18 protein-coding genes are annotated in these 20,427 nt (G+C 66.8%); 10 read left to right on the top strand and 8 right to left on the bottom strand.

What is annotated here, in order from left to right; all coding sequences use genetic code 11:
- Positions 1-11: 11 nt before the first annotated feature.
- From ASG62_RS22050 to ASG62_RS22040, 3 genes are all read right to left on the bottom strand, one after another.
- The gene (locus ASG62_RS22050; protein WP_056690811.1) at positions 12-1,322 is read right to left on the bottom strand and encodes a L,D-transpeptidase family protein; all 1,311 of its coding nucleotides are present in this window, start codon (positions 1,320-1,322) and stop codon (positions 12-14) included.
- A gap of 296 nt (positions 1,323-1,618) precedes the next feature.
- Positions 1,619-2,116, bottom strand: a complete 498-nt coding sequence (gene ldtR, locus ASG62_RS22045; protein ID WP_244487471.1) for a transcriptional regulator LdtR — start codon at positions 2,114-2,116, stop codon at positions 1,619-1,621.
- 181 nt (positions 2,117-2,297) lie between these two features.
- Positions 2,298-2,783: a DUF6163 family protein gene (locus ASG62_RS22040; RefSeq protein WP_056690468.1), complete on the bottom strand. Its 486-nt coding sequence runs from the start codon at positions 2,781-2,783 to the stop codon at positions 2,298-2,300.
- Between the two features lie 285 nt (positions 2,784-3,068).
- Here ASG62_RS22040 and hemB point away from each other — a divergent pair, with 285 nt between their 5' ends.
- The 3 genes from hemB to ASG62_RS22025 all read left to right on the top strand — a co-directional run bounded on the left by hemB (position 3,069) and on the right by ASG62_RS22025 (position 5,521).
- Positions 3,069-4,091, top strand: a complete 1,023-nt coding sequence (hemB, locus tag ASG62_RS22035) for a porphobilinogen synthase (protein WP_056690464.1) — start codon at positions 3,069-3,071, stop codon at positions 4,089-4,091.
- An 87-nt stretch (positions 4,092-4,178) separates the two neighbouring features.
- Positions 4,179-4,634 (top strand): RDD family protein, encoded by a 456-nt coding sequence (locus ASG62_RS22030; protein WP_056690461.1) that lies wholly within the window; start codon positions 4,179-4,181, stop codon positions 4,632-4,634.
- Between the two features lie 128 nt (positions 4,635-4,762).
- A complete protein-coding gene (locus ASG62_RS22025; protein ID WP_056690457.1) occupies positions 4,763-5,521 on the top strand; it encodes an arginyltransferase in 759 nt (252 codons plus the stop codon).
- Positions 5,522-5,553: 32 nt separating this feature from the next.
- On the opposite strand, the gene parC is transcribed toward ASG62_RS22025, so the two are convergent.
- Positions 5,554-7,800 (bottom strand): DNA topoisomerase IV subunit A, encoded by a 2,247-nt coding sequence (gene parC / locus ASG62_RS22020; protein WP_056690454.1) that lies wholly within the window; start codon positions 7,798-7,800, stop codon positions 5,554-5,556.
- A gap of 289 nt (positions 7,801-8,089) precedes the next feature.
- Between parC and ASG62_RS22015 the strand changes: the two genes are divergently transcribed.
- The 3 genes from ASG62_RS22015 to ASG62_RS22005 all read left to right on the top strand — a co-directional run bounded on the left by ASG62_RS22015 (position 8,090) and on the right by ASG62_RS22005 (position 10,615).
- The gene (locus ASG62_RS22015) at positions 8,090-9,292 is read left to right on the top strand and encodes a hypothetical protein (protein ID WP_056690452.1); all 1,203 of its coding nucleotides are present in this window, start codon (positions 8,090-8,092) and stop codon (positions 9,290-9,292) included.
- 70 nt (positions 9,293-9,362) lie between these two features.
- Positions 9,363-9,881, top strand: coding sequence for a 2'-5' RNA ligase family protein (locus tag ASG62_RS22010; protein WP_056690450.1), 519 nt, complete (start codon positions 9,363-9,365; stop codon positions 9,879-9,881).
- A 92-nt stretch (positions 9,882-9,973) separates the two neighbouring features.
- Positions 9,974-10,615 carry a TenA family protein gene (locus ASG62_RS22005; protein WP_056690448.1) on the top strand — a complete coding sequence of 214 codons (642 nt, stop codon included), beginning with the start codon at positions 9,974-9,976 and terminating at the stop codon, positions 10,613-10,615.
- A gap of 50 nt (positions 10,616-10,665) precedes the next feature.
- On the opposite strand, the gene aspS is transcribed toward ASG62_RS22005, so the two are convergent.
- Entirely contained in the window at positions 10,666-12,456 is a 1,791-nt protein-coding gene (gene aspS / locus ASG62_RS22000) for an aspartate--tRNA ligase (protein ID WP_056690444.1), read from the bottom strand.
- A gap of 249 nt (positions 12,457-12,705) precedes the next feature.
- On the opposite strand from aspS, the gene rnd reads away from it, so the two are divergent.
- Positions 12,706-13,860: a ribonuclease D gene (rnd, locus tag ASG62_RS21995; RefSeq protein WP_056690810.1), complete on the top strand. Its 1,155-nt coding sequence runs from the start codon at positions 12,706-12,708 to the stop codon at positions 13,858-13,860.
- Between the two features lie 265 nt (positions 13,861-14,125).
- Here the strand turns inward: rnd and ASG62_RS21990 are convergent, their stop codons facing one another.
- Positions 14,126-16,246, bottom strand: coding sequence for a molybdopterin-dependent oxidoreductase (locus tag ASG62_RS21990; protein ID WP_056690809.1), 2,121 nt, complete (start codon positions 16,244-16,246; stop codon positions 14,126-14,128).
- A gap of 114 nt (positions 16,247-16,360) precedes the next feature.
- Positions 16,361-17,473, bottom strand: a complete 1,113-nt coding sequence (locus ASG62_RS21985; protein ID WP_056690441.1) for an alkene reductase — start codon at positions 17,471-17,473, stop codon at positions 16,361-16,363.
- A 155-nt stretch (positions 17,474-17,628) separates the two neighbouring features.
- Between ASG62_RS21985 and ASG62_RS21980 the strand changes: the two genes are divergently transcribed.
- The 3 genes from ASG62_RS21980 to ASG62_RS21970 all read left to right on the top strand — a co-directional run bounded on the left by ASG62_RS21980 (position 17,629) and on the right by ASG62_RS21970 (position 19,617).
- Positions 17,629-18,462, top strand: coding sequence for a 23S rRNA (adenine(2030)-N(6))-methyltransferase RlmJ (locus ASG62_RS21980; protein WP_056690439.1), 834 nt, complete (start codon positions 17,629-17,631; stop codon positions 18,460-18,462).
- A gap of 65 nt (positions 18,463-18,527) precedes the next feature.
- Entirely contained in the window at positions 18,528-18,983 is a 456-nt protein-coding gene (locus ASG62_RS21975) for a hypothetical protein (protein ID WP_056690436.1), read from the top strand.
- A 37-nt stretch (positions 18,984-19,020) separates the two neighbouring features.
- On the top strand, positions 19,021-19,617 hold the full coding sequence (locus tag ASG62_RS21970) for a glutathione S-transferase family protein (RefSeq protein WP_056690433.1): 597 nt from the start codon (positions 19,021-19,023) through the stop codon (positions 19,615-19,617).
- 51 nt (positions 19,618-19,668) lie between these two features.
- Here ASG62_RS21970 and ASG62_RS21965 read toward each other — a convergent pair whose 3' ends face one another.
- The gene (locus tag ASG62_RS21965; RefSeq protein ID WP_082536990.1) at positions 19,669-20,334 is read right to left on the bottom strand and encodes an outer membrane protein; all 666 of its coding nucleotides are present in this window, start codon (positions 20,332-20,334) and stop codon (positions 19,669-19,671) included.
- Between the last annotated feature and the right edge of the window lie 93 nt (positions 20,335-20,427).

Genomic DNA, 20,427 nt, shown 5'->3' with positions numbered 1-20,427 from the left:
CCCTCGGACGATCAGTAGGCCTGATCGGCCGCCTGCGTCAGAACCTGCTCGTTGCCGGAATAGGCGACGGCCTGGAGATCGTTCATCGCGAGCTGCTCGGCTCCGTCGCGGTGGTAGATGTCGTCGCGGAACTGCACGACGTTCGGATCGGTCGCCCAGGCCGAGATATAGGTGAAGTAGACCGGCACCGGGTTCTTCAGGTTGATGTCCTGGCGCTTGCGCGTGGCGATCACGCGCTCGATCGACTGACGGTCCCAGCCCGGCTCGTCGCGGGCGAGCCAGACGACGAGATCCCGGACGTTCTGGACGCGTACGCAGCCCGAGGACTCGAAACGCATCAGCTTGGAGAAGAGGCTCTGCTGCGGCGTGTCGTGCATGTAGGTCGCATGCGTGTTCGGGAAATTGATCTTCACCGAGCTCATCGCGTTGTTCTTGCCGGGCTCCTGGCGAAAGAGGTAGCGGGCTGCCTCGTCCGTGTTCCAGTTGATCGACTGCGGCGGGATCTCGGTGCCGTCGGGCGCGAAGATCTTGATGTCGTTCTTCGTGAGGTAGGTCGGGTCCTTCTGCATGAGCGGAATGATGTCCTTGCGGACGATCGATTCCGGCGCATGCCAGTAGGGATTGAGATTGAGGTTCGTGATCTTGGAATTGAGGATCGGCGTCTGGCGGTCGATCTTGCCGACGACAGCCGTGTGACGCTGCACGACCCGGCCGCCCTCGACGGCCTCGATCGCCGCGGCCGGCACGTTGACCATCACGAAGCGCTCGCCCAGGAAGCCCGACATGGACTGGAGGCGGACGATGTTGGTCTGGAGCTGGCCGAGCCGGATATCGGCAGGCACGTTCAGCGCCTTGTAGGTATAGGTCGAGATCACGCCGTCGTCGGGCAGGCCGTGACGGGTCTGGAAGCGCTTCGTCGCGGCGTCGACATAGCTGTCGAAGGCGGGCGAGAGGCCGGCGGACTGGGACAGATCGCCCGAGACCATCAGGCGTTGGCGCAAGGTGGAGACGGCCGCGTTCTGAACGCCGAGCTGCAGCTTGCCGACCTCGGGCACCTGCGGCCAGCCGCCCATGCCGACGATCTGCTGATAGTTGCCCATCGCCTGCTGCATCGAGGTGATGGTATTGGGCGAGAACACGGGCTGGTTGGAGCTAACCTTGGCCGTGCCGCCGCTGGAGCCGCGCGTGTCGAACTGATCGTCCCAGTTGCCGCGCGTCGGCGCGGCCAGGAGATCGCTCAGCGCCGACTGCGCAAAGGCGGCGCCGGGCAGAAGGGCAGCGCCGGCAGCGGCAGCGCCCGCCAGAAGCTTGCGCCGCGACATCGTGCCCTTGTCGGACCCCTTGGTGCCTTCGTTCATCTCGACCCTCGCAGAATTCTCGTTCACCAGCGGTCCGTTATGAGGCCCCGTGGTAAACGAAAGGAAAACGCTGCCCTTCGGCGGTGCTTTGCCAGACATGCGTGCTTATGGTCTTGAATCCACGGTAATATGGCCAAAGCGTGGACCCTGGCCCGAACTCTGGGCAGGTCCGGCCGAATTCCGCCCTCCTGACACGCAAAGGCCTCGCGTCCCATTTCCAGGAGCGCGAGGCCTTTTCGAGATACCGACGTCGATGACGATCAGAGGCGATACTGGATCTGGTCGTTCCAGAACCGGTCGAGGCGCTGCATGGCCTTGTTCAGCTTCTGGAACTCCTGCTCGTCGAGCCCGCCCACCTTGTCGATCGAGCCGATGTGGCGATCGTAGAGGTCGGCGACCTTGGCGGCGATTTCCATGCCGGCCGGCGTCAGCTGAACGCGGACGGCGCGGCGGTCGACGCGCGAGCGCTTGTGGTCGATGAAGCCGAGATCGACCAGCTTCTTCAGATTGTAGGAAACGTTGGAGCCGAGATAGAAGCCGCGAGTGCGCAGCTCGCCGGCGGTCAGGACGCTGTCGCCGATGTTGAAGAGGAGCAGCGCCTGGACGGCGTTGATGTCGGTCCGGCCGGCGCGGTCGAACTCGTCCTTGACGACGTCGAGCAGGCGGCGGTGCAGGCGTTCGACGAGCTGGAGGGTCTCCATATAAAGCGCCTTCAGTTCCTGCTTCGGCTCGGCCAGCGCAACAACGTCGGTCTTCATCTGGTTCTTCATACTATAGGCTCCGCTGTTGCTAGCGACGGATGCTCTCGACTTGGCTCCATCTTGATCCCGACACTAGCGGCGCGGCATAAAATTCGACTTAAAACCCAAGCTTAACAGCCTATGACCAATGTGCCTTCGGCCGACTTGCTTAATGGGTTATGCGTTCGCGTGGAATCTTTTAAGTCTTATTGTCGAGAAGCGGGCGCATGCTCCTGGACAGGCGTCGGCGGCCCTCCCACCAGCCGACGAGACGCAACACGAGGAGGAGGAGGAATCCCACCACGTTCGCGGTCAGAAGCACGTCCGCCTCGCCGAAGATCTCGGGCAGTCCGACATGCATCAGCGCCTCGCCGATGACGATCAGCGCCCAGATCACGGCGCCCCAGGACACCGTCATCCAGAGACCGACCCCGGCGACCGGGTAGAGGACGGCCAGTGACGCGGCGGCGACCTTCCAGGCGGTCGGCATCAGATCGAAGCGCCAGAGCGCGCCCTCGTGCACGCCGACGATCCGTATCCAGTAAAGCGTGCCGAGGCAGAACATCAGAAAGCCCGCGACACGGCAGAGCACGACGGTGAGAAGCCGGTTCAGGCGTTCGGCGCGCTCGTCCTTCGCCCGGTCGCTCGCCGCGCGTTCGGTGATCGTGGGAGGAAGAGCCGTCATCGAAGGTCTGCCCATCATTGGCCGGAAAGGACGAGCCGGACGCATTCGGCCGCAGGGCACGGAACCGCCTGCTGCCCGCCTCGGCGGGGACCGCCGAGCGGGGCAGAGCTAAAGTCGCCGGGCCGGTCCGTCAATCGCGGAGCGGCGCGGGCCGCCGGCGGCGATCGGGAAAGCCGGCCTCCACCCGTTGCGGGGTCGCCTCGGCATGGTCTAGACCCTCGCACGATCGATGCTCCCACGAAGGTTCGAGCGCGTTCCCCGCCACCGGCCACAGGACGAGACGCCATGGCAAGCCATATCAGCGACCGCATCGATTCCATCACCGGAGGCGTGCGCATGCGACGGCTTCGACAGAACGACTGGGTGCGGCGGCTCGTGCGCGAGACCGTTCTGACGCCCGCCGATCTCATTTGGCCGATCTTCGTGCGCGATGGCGAAGGCGCGGACGAGCCGGTCGCCTCCATGCCCGGCGTCTTCCGCCGGTCCGTGGCGAGCGCGGTGGCGGCCGCCCGCGAGGCGCGCGACCTCGGCATTCCAGTCGTTGCGCTCTTTCCGTTCACGACGCCAGCGCTCCGCGACGAGACGGGCCGCGAGGCGCTGAACCCGGACAATCTCGTCTGCACGGCGACGCGCGCCATCAAGGCGGCGGTGCCGGAGGTCGGCATTCTCTGCGACGTCGCCCTCGATCCCTATACGAGCCACGGCCATGACGGCATCCTGCGGGGCGACCGCATCGACAACGACGCCTCCGTCGAGGTGCTCTGCGAGCAGGCGCTCGTCCAGGCGCGCGCGGGCTGCGACATTCTCGGCCCGTCCGACATGATGGACGGCCGCGTCGCCTGCATCCGCGGAGCGCTCGACGCGGAGGGGCTGCGCGACGCGATGATCATGTCCTATTCGGCCAAATACGCCTCGGCCTTCTACGGCCCCTTCCGCGACGCGGTGGGCTCGGGCGGGCTGCTGAAGGGCGACAAGCGCACCTATCAGATGGACTACGGCAACAGCGAAGAGGCCCTGCGGGAAGCCGCGCAGGACATTTCGGAAGGGGCCGACATGATCATGGTGAAGCCCGGCCTGCCCTATCTCGACATCGTCTCGCGCCTGTCGCGCGAGCTGGCCGTGCCGACCTTCGCCTATCAGACCTCGGGCGAATACGCGGTCATCGAAGCCGCCGCGCAGAACGGCTGGATCGACGGCGAGCGGGCGATGATGGAAAGTCTCGGCGCCTTCAAGCGCGCGGGCGCCGCCGGCATCCTCACCTATTTCGCGCCGCGCGCCGCGCGCAAGATGCTCGGGCTCGACGGCTAGACCGGAGATTGCAGGGCGCGCCGCCGCTTCCCATCTGAAGGACGACCGCCGGCGATGGCCGGCCCCTCCTCTCCATTCGGGACCGCAATGACCTACTCCTCTTCCTTCGAACGCCGGCCGCTCGACGACGGGCGCCTCTACGATGGTGTCAGGACGCGGCGGATGGTCGCCTTCCTGATCGACTATTCGATCGTCGCGCTGCTGATGATTCCCGTCTCGGTGATGATCTTCTTCCTCGGCATCGTGACCTTCGGCCTCGGCTGGATGCTCTACGCCATGCTCTTTCCGCTGATCGCCGTGCCTTATATCGGCCTCACCATGGGCGGGACCTCGCAGGCGACGCCCGGCATGCGGCTTCTCGGTCTTCGAATCGAGCGGCTGGACGGGGCCCTCGTCGATCCCGTTCTGGCGATCCTGCACGGCGTCGTCTTCTGGGCGGCGAACGCGGTTCTGACGCCCGCGATCCTCCTCGTCGGCCTCTTCACGCCGCGCAAGCAGCTCGTGCAGGACCTTCTCCTCGGCACGGTCGTCGTGCGCCGCTGATCCTTTGCCGGCGGGTGCAGGCGATCTTGCGATCGCTCGCACCCGCCGGTTTTCATGTGACGGCGGTTGTGGTTATCCTTCGGCAAGCCGATCGCCGACGTCGGATGGAATCATAGGTTTCCGCTTGCATGACGGTCCATCCGCAGACCCCGCAATTCTTCCTCACCTCGCCCTCTCCCTGCCCCTATCTCTCGGGCGAGTTCGAGCGGAAGGTCTTCACCCACCTCATCGGCGAGCGCGCGCCCGAGCTTCTCGATCTCCTGAGCCAGGGTGGCTTCCGACGCTCGCAGAACATCGCCTATCGACCCGCCTGCGAACGCTGCCGGGCCTGCATCTCGGTGCGCATCCTCGTCGACGAGTTCCAGCCGACGCGCTCCATGCGCCGCATCCTTCAGAACAATCGCGACATCATCGGCCGCATCGGTGATCCCGAGCCGTCGGCGGAGCAGTATTCGCTCTTCCGGCGCTATCTCGACGGGCGGCATGCGCGCGGCGGGATGTCGGAAATGTCGGTGCTCGACTATGCGATGATGGTGGAGGACAGCCAGGTCGACACGCGGGTGATCCAGTATCGCAAACGCGGCCCCGACTCGCGCTTTCTCGCCAGTTCCGACGGCCCGCTCATCGCCGCCGCGCTCAGCGACGTGATGGGCGACGGGATGTCGATGGTCTATTCCTTCTTCGATCCCGCCGAGCAGGACCGCAGCCTCGGCACCTACATGATCCTCGACCATATCGAGCGAACCAAGAAGCTCGGCCTGCCCTATCTCTATCTCGGCTATTGGGTGAAGGGCTCGCGGAAGATGGACTACAAGATCCGCTTCCAGCCGCAGGAGCACCTGCAGCCGAAAGGCTGGGAGCGCTTCGTGGAGACCGGGCCGGACTGATCCGACCGCGATGAACCGAGAAGCGTCCCCGCCTACCCGAAGCGGTTGGACTTCGGAAAACCGTTCGGCACGATCCGGCCGGACTGGCTTCGGTCGCCGCGCCATTCGAAGAGCTCGTCCGCCGTGCGCTGGAAGCTGCGCCCGCCTGCGCCCTGCCAGCCCAGACCTTCGGCCAGCGTGAAGACCTTCGCGTCGGAGAAGCCGCCATCCTTGTAGCGCTGGAGGCGAACGCCCTTGCCGCGCGCCATGTCGGGCACCTGGATCAGCGGGAAGATCAGCATCTTCCGGTTCTCGCCGACGATGGCGACATTGTCGCCCGTGGCGAGGACAGCCGCCGCCAGATGAACCCCGTCGGCGACGTTCATCAGCTGCTTGCCGCGCCGCGTGCCCGAGATCATCTCGCTCTCGTCGACCAGGAAGCCGTAGCCGTCCGAGGAGATCAGGAGGCGGCGCTGCTTGGGAACCGCGACGAAGCCGAGCGCGATGTCCGCGGCGTCCTCCAGCTCGAAGGCGAGGCGGATCGGCTCCCCCTGCCCGCGCCCGCCCGCCAGCTTGTCCGCCCCCATGGTGAAGGCGCGCCCATCGGTCGAGAGGAAGATGATCTTGTCCGTCGTCATCGCCGTGAAGGCGAATTTGAGCTGGTCGCCTTCCTTGAAGGTCAGCGCGGAGAGATCGGTGAGATGGCCGCGCATGCCGCGCAGGAAGCCCTTCTTCGACAGGACCACCGTCACCGGCTCGCGCTCGATCAGAAGCGCGTCGATATCGACGGACTGGCGCTGAGGCGCATCGGCGAAGGTCGTGCGGCGCTTGCCGAGCTTGGTCTTCTTGGAGAAGGCCTCGCGAACCGCGCGAACCTCGGCGTCGATCGCCTTCCATTGCAGAGGCTCGGAAGCGAGCAGCGCTTCCTTCTCGGCCTTCTCCTCGCTCAGCTGGTCGAACTCGCGCTTCAGCTCGAACTCTTCGAGCTTGCGCAGCGAGCGCAGACGCATGTTGAGAATGGCTTCGGCCTGGACGTCGGTGAGCTCGAAGGTCCGGATCAGCTCGGCCTTCGGCTCGTCCTCGTAGCGGATGATCCGAATGACCTCGTCGAGGTTCAGGAAGGCGACGAGGTAGCCGGCCAGGATCTCCAGCCGCCGCTCGATCGCCGCCAGCCGGAAGCGCGCACGGCGCAGGAGCACGTCGCGCTGGTGCTCCAGCCATTCGGCGAGCACCTCCTTGAGGTTCATCACCTTCGGCACGCGACCGCCGGAGAGGACGTTCATGTTCAGCGGAATGCGGCTTTCCAGCTCGGTCAGCCGGAAGAGCGATTCCATCAGGATCTCGGGGTCGATCGTCCGGCTCTTGGGCTCGAAGACGACGCGCACGTCCTCCGCCGATTCGTCGCGGACGTCGGCCAGAAGCGGCAGCTTCTTGGCCGTCAGGAGATCGGCGATCTTCTCGATCAGGCGTGATTTCTGGACGAGGTAAGGGATCTCCGTCACGACGACGACCCAGCCGCCGCGCCCCAGATCCTCTTTCGCCCAGCGGGCCCGGACGCGGAACGAGCCGCGGCCGGTCGCGTAGGATTCGCGGATGGCGGCCTGGCTGTCGATCACGATGCCGCCGGTCGGGAAGTCCGGCCCCTGCACGAAGCGCAGGAGCCCGTCCACCTCCGTCTCCGGCGCCTCGATCAGCTTCAGCGCGGCGTCGCAAAGCTCGGCCGCATTGTGCGGCGGAATGGAGGTCGCCATGCCGACGGCGATGCCGGACGAGCCGTTGGCGAGGAGATTGGGAAAGGCGCCGGGCAGGACGACCGGTTCCTGGTCCTCCTCGTTGTAGGTCGGGCGGAAATCGACCGCATCCTCGTCGATGCCGCGCAGGAGCAGCGTCGCGACGTCGGTCATCCGCGCTTCGGTGTAGCGCATGGCGGCCGCGCTATCGCCGTCCACATTGCCGAAATTGCCCTGGCCGTCGATCAGCGGATAGCGGATCGCGAAGTCCTGGCTGAGACGCACGAGCGCGTCGTAGATCGAGGCGTCGCCGTGCGGATGGAACTTGCCCATCACGTCGCCGACGATGCGGGCGGATTTCTTGTAGCCCTGCCCGGGATCGAGCTTCAGCACGCGCATGGCGTGGACGATCCGCCGGTGCACCGGCTTCAGCCCGTCGCGCACATCCGGCAGGGCGCGGCCCATGATCGTCGATAGCGCATAGGCGAGGTAGCGCTCTTCGAGCGCGGCCCTCAGATCGACCGGTTCGATATCCCCGCCATCGGCCGGCGGGTCGCTTGGCTTGCCCATGTCGGTCTCTTATTCGATGCCTTCACGGTGAACAAGACCGGAACATCCTTATCCAAAGATGAATTTCACGCGGATGCGAAGGCTTCGTTAAGCCCACGGCTCGGCAAAGCTTGACGCGGACGGGACGATCGATCAGGGGGCCCTATCATCTGGGCGAGCCAACCGGCGGGGCCGGTGGGAATGCCCGGGGAAGGCGTCGTTTGCGGCCCCCTCGCCGCAGGCGGACGCCTTCCTCTTGCCTCAGTTCGCCCATCAGACCATCCGCAACGATTTCACGAGAGGAATTTCCATGACCGTTCCGTCCAAGCGCATTCTCGCCGGACTCGCCCTTCTGATGCTCGGCTCGACCTCCGCGCTGGCTGCCGACGCGCAGGCCTTCGCTAACCGGCTGAAGGTGCTTTCGACCGCGCAGGGGCTGCCGATGAGCTTTGCCGGCGCCGAGGAGAGCGGCGACAACGTCGTCCTGAAGGGCGTGACGATCGGCGAGGGCGCGAACGCCTCCGCGCCGACCGACGTAACCTTCGAGGGCGTCACCGGATCGGACGCCGAAGGCTGGACGGTCGCGCGCATTCCCGTCGCCGACATCGTCAAGAAGGACGGCGCCAAGACCGTGACGGTGAGCGGCGCCGAGGTCACGGGCTTCAAGGTCGCGGGCACGGCGGGCGCCTCCACCCTGCCCGGCCAGTCCGACTTCTACTTCGACAGCGCCAAGCTCGCCGGCGTGACGGTCGAGGAAGGCGGCGCCAAGATGGTCGAGATCGCCGACGCCTCCCTCGTCAACACGGCGGCCGATGGCGGTGGTCTGACGACCGAGGCGGAAGTCGGCTCGATCAAGGCGGACTTCACCAAGGGCGAGCAGAACGAGACGACCAAGGCGATCGTCGATTTCGGCTATCCTCAGCTCAGCGGCACCGGGTCCGTCTCGGCGGCCTGGAACCCGACGAGCGGCGAGCTGTCCCTCGATCCCCTCAACATCTCCTTCGAGAATGTCGGCGCTCTCGACGTCTCCTATCAGGTGAACGGCTACACGCCCGCCTTCATCGCCTCCATGCGCGAGGTGCAGAAGCAGATGGCGGCCAATCCCGACGGCAATGGCGGCATGGCCGTGTTCGGTCTCCTGTCGCAGCTCAGCCTCGCCTCGACCGTGGTCAGCTACAGCGACGATTCCTTCGCCAACAAGATGCTGGACTATCAGGCCAAGCAGGCTGGAACGACGCGTGAGGCGCTGATCGCCGGCATCGTCGGTCAGGTCGGCGGCATGCTCGCATCCCTTCAGAACCCGGAGTTCCAGACGGAGGTTTCGACCGCCGTCGAGACCTTCCTCAAGGACCCGCAGTCGCTGACGGTGGCGATCGAGCCGGATGCTCCGATCCCCGCGACGCAGATCATGGGCGCGGCCATGGGCGCGCCGCAGACCTTGCCGAGCGTGCTCCATCTCTCCGTCACCGCGAACGACGTGGAAGACGGCGACGAGGGCGAAACCGCCCAGTAAGACCGCCGGCCGCTGCCGAGACGAAACGCCGCCGCAGGGGACCTTGCGGCGGCGTTCGCGTTTGAGGGGCATGACCGAGCTTGCACCCCTCATTCTAACCCTTCGCTTCGACGCCGAAAGCTTCGCCCTCTTCGACGGTCTGCGCCGACGTCATTTCCCCAAGGCGCGCAATCACATCCCGGCGCATCTGACGCTTTTCCACCATCTGCCCGGCGAAGCGGAACCCGAGATCGCGGCCCGTCTGAAGGAGGTGGCGGTGGCCACCCCGCGCCTGCCGCTCGCCATCACGGGCCTGCGCTTCCTCGGCTACGGGTCCGCCTATGTCGTCGAGAGCGCCGAACTCTCCGGCCTTCGCGCCGATCTCGCCGCATCCTGGCGCGACCGACTGACCCCGCAGGACGCTCAGGCGTTCCGGCCGCACATCACCATCCAGAACAAGGCGCCGGCACCGACGGCCAAGGCGCTCTTCGCCGAGCTCGACACGGCGTTCCGGCCCTTCGAGGCGACGGCGACGGGCCTGCTCCTCTGGCGCTATCGCGGCGGTCCCTGGGATGCGGCGGGAGAGTTCGCCTTTGCCGACGGCGATTGATCGAGCCGCCTCCGCACGGTAGAGGCACCGAACCATCGCCGGCTACGGATAGCGGCCGCGAGGGGTTCAGCCTGGATGTGAAGGAGCCGGAAATGTCGTTCAGCGCGTCGCTGCAAGCGGACAACCAGGAAGCGTGGTCGCGGACCGTCGAGCACCGCTTCGTGCGGGAAATCTACGACGGCAGCATCTCGAACAGCGTGATGGCGACCTACCTGATCCAGGACTATCGCTTTCTCGACAGCTTTCTCGCGCTCCTGGGCGCGGCCATCGCCACGTCCGACGATTTCGCCGCGCGTCTCCATCTCGGCCGCTTCGTCGGCGTGGTCTGCGGCGAGGAGAACACCTATTTCCTGCGCGCATTCGAGGCGCTCGGGGTGGGCGAAGCCGAACAGCGGGAGACGCCGGACAGCGCGCCGACCGCCGGCTTCAAGGCGCTGATGCGCGAAGCGGCGGCGACGCGGTCCTATGCGGCGGCGCTGGCCGTGCTCGGCGTCGCGGAATGGAGCTATCTCGACTGGGCCTCGCGCGCGCCGCGCCCCCTGCCGGAAAGCTTCGTCCATGCCGAGTGGGTCACGCTCCACGACAATGCCGAGTTTCGCGAACTCGTGGCGTTCCTGCGCGCCGAACTCGACCGCGTCGGGCCGGCGGAGGCGGAAATCGCGCGGGACTTCTTCCGTCGCGCCGTGGCGTTGGAACTCGCCTTCTTCGACGCGGCCTACCTGCCGCGCGGCTGATGGATGCAGGCGGGACGGCCTCCGAGGAAGCCGCCCCGCCCTCAGTAGATTCAGGCCTTCGCGGGCTGCGGCGCGACGCGCAGGCCGAGTTCGCGGAGCTGGGTCGGCGTCGCCGCGGCGGGGGCGCTCATCAGGAGGTCGTAGGCCTGCTGGTTCATCGGGAACATGGTGATCTCGCGCAGGTTCTTGACGCCGCAGAGCAGCATCACGATGCGGTCGACGCCGGCCGCCATGCCGCCATGCGGCGGGGCCCCGTACTGGAAAGCGCGGTAGAGGCCGCCGAAGCGCTCCTCGACATCGGCGCGGCTGTGGCCGGCGATCTCGAAGGCCTTCACCATCGTCTCGGGCAGCTGGTTGCGGATGCCGCCGGACGCGATCTCGAAGCCGTTGCAGACGATGTCGTACTGGAACGCCTTGATCGTCAGCGGGTCCTGGCCCTCCAGCGCCTCCATCCCGCCCTGCGGCATGGAGAAGGGGTTGTGGGCGAAATCGACCTTCTTGTTGTCCTCGTCCCATTCGTAGAAGGGGAAGTCGATGATCCAGGCGAGCTTGAACTGGTCGCGATCGACCAGATTCAGTTCCTCGCCGACCTGCGTGCGCGCGAGACCCGCGAAGGCCGCGAAGGTCTTCGGCTTGCCCGCGACGAAGAAGCAGGCGTCGCCCGCGCCGAGGCCGAGCTGCTGGCGCAGAGCCTCGGTGCGCTCGGGGCCGATGTTCTTGGCAAGCGGGCCGGCGCCCTCGATCGCACCGGCTTCCTCGCGCCAGAAGATGTAGCCGAGGCCGGGCTGGCCCTGCCCCTGCGCCCACGAGTTCATGCGGTCGCAGAAGGCGCGGCTTCCGCCGGTCTTGGCCGGGATCGCCCAGACCTCGACCTCGGGGTCGCCCGCGATCATGTTCGCGAAGACCTTGAAGCCGGAGCCGGCGAAGCTCTCGGTGACGGCCGACATTTCGATCGGGTTGCGCAGGTCCGGCTTGTCCGAGCCGTATTTGCGGATCGACTCGGCATAGGGGATGCGCGCGAAGGTCTGCGTGACGGGCTTGCCGTCCGCGAAATCCTCGAAGATGCCCCGGATCACCGGCTCCATCGTCTGGAAGATGTCCTCCTGCTCGACGAAGCTCATCTCGACGTCGAGCTGGTAGAACTCGCCGGGCAGGCGGTCGGCGCGCGGGTCCTCGTCGCGGAAGCAGGGCGCGATCTGGAAGTAGCGGTCGAAGCCCGACATCATGATCAGCTGCTTGTACTGCTGCGGGGCCTGCGGCAGCGCGTAGAAGGTGCCCTGATGGATGCGGGACGGCACGAGGAAGTCGCGCGCGCCCTCCGGCGAGGAGGCGGTCAGGATCGGCGTCGAGAACTCGGTGAAGGCCGCCTCGCCCATGCGCCGGCGCATGGCCGCGATGATCTGCGTGCGGCGCACGATGTTCTTGTGCAGCGTCTCGCGGCGCAGATCGATGAAGCGGTACTTGAGGCGCACGTCCTCCGGATAGTCCGGCTCGCCGAAGACCGGCAGCGGCAGCTCGCGCGACGCCGAGAGAACCTCGATCTCTTCGGCGAAAAGCTCGACCTCGCCCGTCGGCAGCTTGGCGTTGGTCGTCTCCGGGCTGCGCGCCTTGACCGTGCCCGTCACCGTCACCACCCATTCCGCGCGGATCGTCTCGGCGGTCTTGAAGGCGGGCGAATCGGGATCGACGACGATCTGCGTCAGGCCGTAATGGTCGCGCAGATCGATGAAGAGCAGGCCGCCATGGTCGCGAACGCGATGGGCCCAGCCGGAGAGGCGCACGGTCTGCCCGACATTCTCCCGGCGCAGGGCCGCACAATTGTGGCTGCGGTAGCGATGCATGGCTTGGTCTTTCCGGCTGTTCGTCCGATCCGCGATCCCGGCCGCCGTCCTGCAAGGGAGCATTCGTGCAATGGAGCGCGGCTTCGCGGCACATGGGGCGCCGCGAAGGTCGCGGGAAAAGCGCATGCGAACCCGCCCCTGTCAAGATTTCCGCTGTTCGCGCGGGCCTGCACAGGCCGCGCGCCGGGATGCGCCGCTTCTCGCGCGGCGAGGGTTCGCCTTTTGCCGCAATTCGGCTATGAAACGGCCATGGAGCCTATCACCACGACCGACGGCCTCGCAGAGGCCTGCCGCATCCTCGCCAAGTCGCCCTTCGTCACCGTCGACACCGAGTTCATCCGCGAGACGACGTTCTGGCCCGAACTCTGCCTCGTGCAGATGGCCTCGGACGATTTGGCCGTGCTCGTCGATCCGCTGGCGCCGGGCATCGATCTCGCTCCGTTCTTCGAGCTGATGCGCGATCCGGCGGTGCTGAAGGTCTTCCATGCCGCGCGGCAGGATCTGGAGATCGTCTACAAGCTCGGCGGGCTCATTCCCGCGCCCCTCTACGATACGCAGATCGCCGCCATGGTCTGCGGGTTCGGCGAATCGATCGCCTACGACCAGCTGGTGTCGCGCACGACGGACGGGCGCATCGACAAGACCTCGCGCTTCACCGACTGGCGCCGCCGCCCGCTCTCGGAGCAGCAGCTCGTCTACGCGCTGGCCGACGTCACCTATCTCTGCGACGTCTACAAGGTTCTGAACGAGCGGATCGAGCGCGAGGGCCGCGAGCGCTGGCTGGACGAGGAAATGGCCGTGCTCTCCAATCCCGAGACCTACGACCTTCATCCCGACGACGCCTGGAAGCGGCTGAAGCTCCGGGTGCGCAAGCCGATCGAGCTGGCGATCCTGAAGGAGGTCGCCGCCTGGCGCGAGCGCGAGGCGCGCGCCCGCGACCTGCCGCGCGGACGCATCCTCAAGGACGACGCGATCTACGAGCTGGCCCAGCAGGCGCCGCGCGACGAGCAGGCGCTCAGCCGCATGCGCGCGATCCCCAAGGGCTTCGAGCGCTCGGCCATCGGCATCCAGATCCTGGCCGCGGTGGAGCGGGCGCTGGCCATCCCGAAGGCGGACCTCCCGCCCCTGCCCAAGCAGACCCAGATGCCCGAAGGCACCGCCGCCGCGGTCGAGTTCCTCAAGGTTCTCCTGAAGATCGTCGTCGAGGAAAAGGGCGTCGCCGGCAAGATGCTGGCTTCCACGGACGATCTGGAACAGCTGGCCGCCAAGGGCGCCTCGGCGGACATTCCCGCCCTGTCCGGCTGGCGGCGCGAAATCTTCGGCAACCGGGCGCTGGAACTGCTCGACGGCAAGGCTGCGCTCTGCTTCCGCGACCGGCGCGTGGCGATCGTGGAGCTGGACTGAAAGCGAGCTGCTTTCCGGCAGCAACCGGTGGAGGGCAGCTTCTTCTCCCCTCCGGGGAGAAGGTCCCGGCAGGGGGATGAGGGGCGGCCCGCCGACAGTCCCGTTGAGACCGGGACCGAAAGCTGCCGCGTTCGACGCAACCGCCCTTCAAGCCACCGCCGGCATACCCCTCATCTGCCTGCCGGCATCTTCTCCCCGCAGGGGCGAAGAACGTGCCTTCTGAAAGGCGCTTGCTCGATGGCCCTTCCGGCGGGCGACTTCGGGTTCACACAGGCCGCACCCAGACCGTCGCGTCGTGGAAGGCGACGCCGCCCGCCGGCGCCACCGAATCCGCACCGATCAGCGTGTTGATCCCCTCCCCGCCGGCGAAGGCCGAGTTCGGCCAGAGGCCTTCGTGGAGCACGAAGCCGGGGCGGACCGTATCGGACACCCGGACGGGCAGTCGCAGCGAGCCGCGGCGGTTGCCGATCTCGACGAGAGCGTCGTCGGCAAGCCCCAGCCGGTCCGCATCCTCGGCATGGATCATCAGCTCCGGCCGCCGCTCGCGCGAGGTGGAGCCTTCGGTCTCGGCGAAGCTCGAGTTCAGGAACTGCCGCGCCGGCGAGGTCGCGAGGCGGAACGGGTGCTCGGCATTGGTCGGCTCGTCGAGCGCCGCGTGGTCGGGAAAGACCGGCAGCGACGCCGCAGGCCCCTGCGTTCCGCCCATCGAGGCCGGGGGCGTGTTCGGAGCGGAGAGGTTCAGCCAGTCCGCGCGGAAGCGGTAGCGACCGTCCTTCCAGCCGAAGCCCTTGAGGAAATGGGCGTCCTCGAAGCTCGGCTGGACGTCGAGCCAGCGGCCGGCTTCCAGATCGGCCAGCGTCCCGCGCCCGGAGCGGGCGAGCAGGTCCTCGATGAGGTCACGCTCCGTCAGGCCGAAGCCCGGACGGTCGGCCACGCCGAGCCGCTTGGCCAGCTCCTCGACGACGACGTGGTTCGAGCGCACTGTCGAGGGCGCCTCCACCAGCTTCGGCCCGAGCAGGATGTGGCTCTGGCCGCCGCCGCGATAGATGTCGTCATGTTCCATGAACATGGTCGCGGGCAGGACGAGATCGGCAAGCTCGGCCGTGTCCGTCATGAAATGCTCGTGGACGGCGACGAAGAGGTCCTCGCGCGCCAGCCCGTCCCGCACCAGCCGCTGCTCCGGCGCGACATTGGCGGGGTTGGTGTTCTGCACCAGCATGGCGAGGACGGGCGGGCCGCCCTGCAGCGCGGCGGGATCGCCTGTCAGAACCGGACCGATGCGCGACTGGTCGAGATGGCGGATGGCGGGATCACGGCTCGCCGTGCCCATGATGAGTTGCTTGTCGAGGCCGAAAATGTCGGAATTGGTGTGGAACGCGCCCCCGCCTCTGTGGCGCCAGTGCCCGTAGACGGCGGGGACGGAGAGCGCCGCGTGCATGGAGGCGGCACCGTTGCGCTGGCGGGTGAAGCCGTAGCCGAGGCGGAAGAAGGTGCGGGGCGTCCGGCCGATCAGCGCGGCGAAGGCCTCGATCTCGGCGACGGAGAGGCCGGTGATGCCGGCGGCCCAGCCCGGCGTTCGGGTGGCGAGATGGGCTTCGAGCCCGGCCGGATCGTCAGTGAACTCGGCCATGTAGGCGCGGTCGGCCGTCCCGTCGCGAAAGGCGCAGTGCATCAGCGCAGCGGCCAGCGCCCCATCCGAGCCCGGCCGCAGCTTCAGGGCGGTGTCGGCCTGTTTCATCGTGGCATTGTCGTAGATGTCGATGACGACGATCGTCGCGCCCCGCTCCTTTCGGGCGCGCGTCGCATGGGTCATCACGTTGACCTGCGTCGCCACGGCGTTCGTGCCCCAGATGACGACGCAGTCGGCCTCCGCCATCTCGCGCGGATCGACGCCGGAGAGACGCCCCGCGCCGACATGCCAGCCGGTCCAGGCCATGTTGGTGCAGATGGAATCGAACTGGTTGGAATAGCGCTTGGCATGGCGCAGCCGGTTGATGCCGTCGCGCTGCACGAGGCCCATCGTGCCTGCGTAGTAGTAGGGCCAGACGGCCTCCGAGCCGTACCGAGCCTCGGCCTTGACGAAGGCCTCCGCCACGAGATCCAGCGCGTCGTCCCAGCCGATCTCGCGCCAGGAGCCCGATCCCTTGGCGCCCGTGCGCTGGCGGGGCGTCAGGAGGCGGGCGGGATGGTGGATGCGCTCGGCATAGCGCGCGACCTTCGCGCAGATGACGCCGGCCGTGTAGTCGTTGTCCCGCGCGCCGCGCAGGCGGCCAATCCGTCCGTCCGCGACCTCGACGTCGAGCGCGCAGGTCGAAGGGCAGTCGTGGGGACAGGCGGTGTGGCCGGTGAAGGTCCGGCCGGTGGAGGCGGGAAGAGCGATGTTCATGACGGCCAGCATAACGCGGCAGAGGCCGGAATGTTATTCCTCTTCATGATGCTTGCGATCAACGAAAACGGCCGGAGCATCGCTGCCCCGGCCGCCGATCGATCGCTCGAGGCTTTACGCGGCCACGGCGTATCGCATGCGCTCTTCCTTGGTGAGCGCGGGATAGTCCGTGTAGCCCTTCGCGTCGCCGCCGTAGAAGGTGCTCTGGTCCCATTCGGCGAGCGGGGCGCCGAGTTCCAGGCGCGCGGGTAGATCGGGATTGGAGATGAAGAGCTTGCCGTAGCAGACGAGGTCCACCTCGCCGGCCTCGAGACGCTTCACCGCGAGGTCGAGATCGTAGTCGTTATTGCCCATGTAGGCGCCGGAAAAGCGGCTCTTGAGCGCGGCGTAGTCGAAGTCGTCCTTCTTGCGATCGCCGCCGGTCTGGCCCTCGATGACGTGGAGATAGACCGGATGGCGCTTCTCCAGCTCTTCGACATAGGCGTTGAAGACGGCCTGCTGGTTGCTCTCGAACGAGCCGCCCATGACCGTCACCGGCGAAATGCGCACGCCGACATGCTCGGCATCCCAGGCCGCGATCACGGCGTCGAGCACTTCCAGCGGGAAGCGCATGCGGTTCTCGATCGAGCCGCCGTAGCGGTCGGTGCGCTTGTTCGTGCCGTCGCGCAGGAACTGGTCGAGAAGGTAGCCATTGGCCGAGTGCAGCTCGACGCCGTCGAAACCGGCCGCGCGGGAGTTCTGAGTGGCGCGGACATAGTCCTGGATCAAGCGCGGCAGCTCGGATTCCTCCAGAGCGCGCGGCGCCACATGGTCCTTGAAGCCTTCTTCCGTGAAGGCCTTGCCGCTCGGCTGGACCGCGGACGGCGCGACGGGCAGCTGGCCGTTCTCCTGAAGGTCGGGATGGGAGATGCGGCCGACATGCCAGAGCTGGAGGAAGATCTTGCCGCCCTCCTCGTGCACGGCGTCCGTCACCTTCTTCCAGGCCGCGACCTGCTCGTCGTTGTAGATGCCGGGCGTCCAGGCGTAGCCGCGACCCTCGACGGAAATGTTCGTCGCCTCGGTGATGATGAGGCCGGCACCGGCGCGCTGGCGGTAATAGTCGACATGCAGCTGCTTCGGCACGCCGTCGCTCGTGGCCCGGCTGCGCGTCAGCGGCGCCATCACGGTTCGGTTGGAAAGCTGGATCGGGCCAAGGCCGAAGGGTTCGAAAAGCTTGGATTTCGCCACGGGACGAGTCCTTTCAAGGATTGCAAAGCGGCTCGCCGGCCGCTGTAAGGCCGCGGACACTTGGTGCTGCGGTGCGGTGGGATCAAGATCGTGAACGATCCGTTCCCAACCACGCAACGACACGCCGCCCGCGGTTCCCCTTCGAGGAGACAGGCATGAACTATCGTCACGCCTTCCATGCCGGCAATTTCGCCGACGTGCACAAGCACGCGCTCCTCACTGCCCTCGTCGAGTATCTGAAGCGCAAGGAGAAGCCCTTCCGCGTGATCGACACGCATGCGGGCCGGGGGCGCTACGATCTCTCCTCCGACGAGGCGACGCGCACCGGCGAGCAGCTGGAGGGGATCGCAAGGCTCCTCGCCTCTCCGGCCGCGAGTGCGCCCGAGCTGCAAGCCTATCTCGAGGTCGCCGGCGCGGAGCCGGGTTCCTATCCGGGCTCGCCGGCCCTGTCGCGGGCGCTTCTGCGGCGTCAGGACCGGCTTTCGGCCTACGAGCTGCATCCCGTGGACGCCGCGGCCCTGGCGGCGCTGTTCGCCGGCGACGTCCAGACCAAGGTGATCGAGCTCGACGGCTGGCTCGCGCTCGGCGCCCATGTGCCGCCGAAGGAGAAGCGCGGCCTCGTGCTCGTGGACCCGCCCTTCGAGCAGCCCGACGAGATCGGGCGGATGATCGAGGGCCTATCGGCCGCCCACCGCCGCTGGCCGACCGGCATCTATGCACTCTGGTATCCGATCAAGCGCCCGGCCGAGCGCAAGCGCCTGCACGAGGGGCTGAAGGCGACCGGGATCGGACGAATCATCGCGGCCGATTTCTTCCGCGAACCCTTCGCGGCGGAGGACAGGCTCGTCGGCAGCGGCCTTGCCGTCGTCAACGCGCCCTACACGTTCGCGGAGGACGCTTCGCGGATCATGGCAATTCTGGAACAGGTGCTCGGCAAAGAGGGGCGCGGTTCTTCGGAGGTCGTTGCGATCTCGGGCGAGCAACCTTAAGGTCCGCGTCATAGTTCTGCCTCAACTTGGACCCGTCCAGGGTCAACCGAGCGGGAAACCGATCCATGTGCAAGCTCCTGTCCGGGCTCGTCCTCTCCGCCGCCATCGCATCCGGCGCTTCGGCGCCCTCCTTCGCGGCCGACTATTACGGCGCCGAGCCGCCGGCGCAGGTCCATGCCAAGGCGCTCGTGCCGGCCTGCGAGGATGCAAGGGTGCTGGCGCAGGTCGAGGACCAGTTCGAATACGGCGCAGCCTACATGCTGAAGGCTGATCTCTCGATCAACGAATTCCGCGACCCCTTCGAGAAAGCCTATTTCCCGAAGGACGAGGATCACCAGATCGAGCGGCGCTACTGCCAGGGCGAGGTCGTTCTCTCCAACCTTCAGAAGCACACGATCTACTACGTGATCGCCCATCCGCTCGGCTATGCCTCGATCGGCTGGAAGGCCGAGGGCTGCGTTCTGGGGCTCGACAAGTGGTACGTCTACGGCGCCAACTGCCAGTCGCTCCGCCGCTTCTGATCGGCAGCTGACAGACATTCCGGAAAGACTGCTCTTCATGCGCCTCTTCTATGCGTCCGCCTCGCCCTTCGCGGCGAAGGTGCGGATGGCCGCCCACCATTGCGACATCGACCTCGAGCTGGTTCCCACCGACACCGGAGCGGAGCCGGCCGATCTCCTATCGGCCAATCCGCTCGGCAAGATCCCCGCTCTCGTTCTTCCCGACGGCAAAGGGCTCTACGACAGCGCCGTCATCTGCGACTGGCTGGATCGCCAGAGCGGGCACCGGCTCGTTCCGCAGGACGAGGCGGGCTGGCTGACCTGCAAGCGGATCGAGGCGACGGCGGACGGCATCGTCGACGGCGCGATTCTCACGGTCTACGAGGTTCGCTACCGACCCGACGAGAAGCGGCACCAGCCCTGGGTCGACAGGCAGATGGGCAAGGCCTGGCGCGGGCTGGCCATCCTCGAGGACATGATCGACGATCTCGGACCTCGGCCGACCACCGCTCACTTCGCCGTGGCCGGCCTTCTCGGGTGGTTCGAACTTCGCTTCAAGGGCGAATGGCAGGAGCGTCATCCCAAGCTCCAGGCGTGGTTCGCCGATTTTCCGAATACGTTCCCGGCCTTCCACGACCTTCAGCCGTTCAGCTGAGGGACGGCTGGTCGAGTTCGGCGCTACCTTCCGGCGCCTGAAGCATCCAGATCAGAACTTCAGCGCGATGCCCGCCCGGACGGAATGTTCGTCGAAACCCGACGAAGTCGTCGCCGTGCCGAGGTCGTAGGTCTTCGAGCCGAAATCGGAATAGCGGTATTCGAGCCGCGTATCGATCGTGTCGGTGATCTTCGCCTCGACGCCCGCGCCCACCGTATAGCCGAGATGGGTGTTCGTATCCTCGGCGGGTCCGAGTTTCAGCGTCTGATCGGAGGCCGCGACGCCGGCCGTGGCGAAGACCATGAACGGATCGACCGCCACGCCCACGCGGCCGCGCAGGGAGCCGAAGACGTTGGTCTCCGTGTCGAGCGGCAGGCCGGCCGCCCGGTCGAACCCGCCGGCCTCGACGCCGGATGCGCCGATATCGGCTTCAAGGCCGTAGACGATGCGATCGTTCTGCCAGTTGTAGCCGCCATAGGCACCGCCGACGACGCCGTCTCCGTCGAAGCGCGCGCCGTTCGACTGGTCGAATGTCTGCGCGCTATAGCCGACGAAGGCGCCGGCATAGGGACCGGACCAGATGTAGATCGGAGCGGAGCCTTCGATCGGAGCGACCGGCACGATATCGGGCGCCACCGCATCCGCGGCGAAGGCGACGGGCACGGCCGCCAGCAGCCAGAGCGCCGCGCCGCTCAGCGAAGCTTGCAATCTCGTCATCGCATGCCTCCTTCCCGGCCCGCCGGGTTCCCTGGTTCAACGCAAACGTATCCGACCATCCGCTTGGTTCCAGTATCATCGAAACCGACAATT

The sequence above is a fragment of the Aureimonas sp. Leaf427 genome, from assembly GCF_001425485.1.
Classification (GTDB): domain Bacteria; phylum Pseudomonadota; class Alphaproteobacteria; order Rhizobiales; family Rhizobiaceae; genus Plantimonas.
This window is presented reverse-complemented; position numbering and strand designations above follow the sequence as displayed.

Bases quoted from the DNA above. Each gene is read 5' to 3' on its own strand.
- ASG62_RS22050 (WP_056690811.1), bottom strand. From the start codon at position 1,322: ATGTCGCGGCGCAAGCTTCTGGCGGGCGCTGCCGCTGCCGGCGCTGCC.
- ldtR (WP_244487471.1), bottom strand. From the start codon at position 2,116: ATGAAGACCGACGTTGTTGCGCTGGCCGAGCCGAAGCAGGAACTGAAG.
- ASG62_RS22040 (WP_056690468.1), bottom strand. From the start codon at position 2,783: ATGACGGCTCTTCCTCCCACGATCACCGAACGCGCGGCGAGCGACCGG.
- hemB (WP_056690464.1), top strand. From the start codon at position 3,069: ATGGCAAGCCATATCAGCGACCGCATCGATTCCATCACCGGAGGCGTG.
- ASG62_RS22030 (WP_056690461.1), top strand. From the start codon at position 4,179: ATGACCTACTCCTCTTCCTTCGAACGCCGGCCGCTCGACGACGGGCGC.
- ASG62_RS22025 (WP_056690457.1), top strand. From the start codon at position 4,763: ATGACGGTCCATCCGCAGACCCCGCAATTCTTCCTCACCTCGCCCTCT.
- parC (WP_056690454.1), bottom strand. From the start codon at position 7,800: ATGGGCAAGCCAAGCGACCCGCCGGCCGATGGCGGGGATATCGAACCG.
- ASG62_RS22015 (WP_056690452.1), top strand. From the start codon at position 8,090: ATGACCGTTCCGTCCAAGCGCATTCTCGCCGGACTCGCCCTTCTGATG.
- ASG62_RS22010 (WP_056690450.1), top strand. From the start codon at position 9,363: ATGACCGAGCTTGCACCCCTCATTCTAACCCTTCGCTTCGACGCCGAA.
- ASG62_RS22005 (WP_056690448.1), top strand. From the start codon at position 9,974: ATGTCGTTCAGCGCGTCGCTGCAAGCGGACAACCAGGAAGCGTGGTCG.
- aspS (WP_056690444.1), bottom strand. From the start codon at position 12,456: ATGCATCGCTACCGCAGCCACAATTGTGCGGCCCTGCGCCGGGAGAAT.
- rnd (WP_056690810.1), top strand. From the start codon at position 12,706: ATGGAGCCTATCACCACGACCGACGGCCTCGCAGAGGCCTGCCGCATC.
- ASG62_RS21990 (WP_056690809.1), bottom strand. From the start codon at position 16,246: ATGAACATCGCTCTTCCCGCCTCCACCGGCCGGACCTTCACCGGCCAC.
- ASG62_RS21980 (WP_056690439.1), top strand. From the start codon at position 17,629: ATGAACTATCGTCACGCCTTCCATGCCGGCAATTTCGCCGACGTGCAC.
- ASG62_RS21975 (WP_056690436.1), top strand. From the start codon at position 18,528: ATGTGCAAGCTCCTGTCCGGGCTCGTCCTCTCCGCCGCCATCGCATCC.
- ASG62_RS21970 (WP_056690433.1), top strand. From the start codon at position 19,021: ATGCGCCTCTTCTATGCGTCCGCCTCGCCCTTCGCGGCGAAGGTGCGG.
- ASG62_RS21965 (WP_082536990.1), bottom strand. From the start codon at position 20,334: ATGACGAGATTGCAAGCTTCGCTGAGCGGCGCGGCGCTCTGGCTGCTG.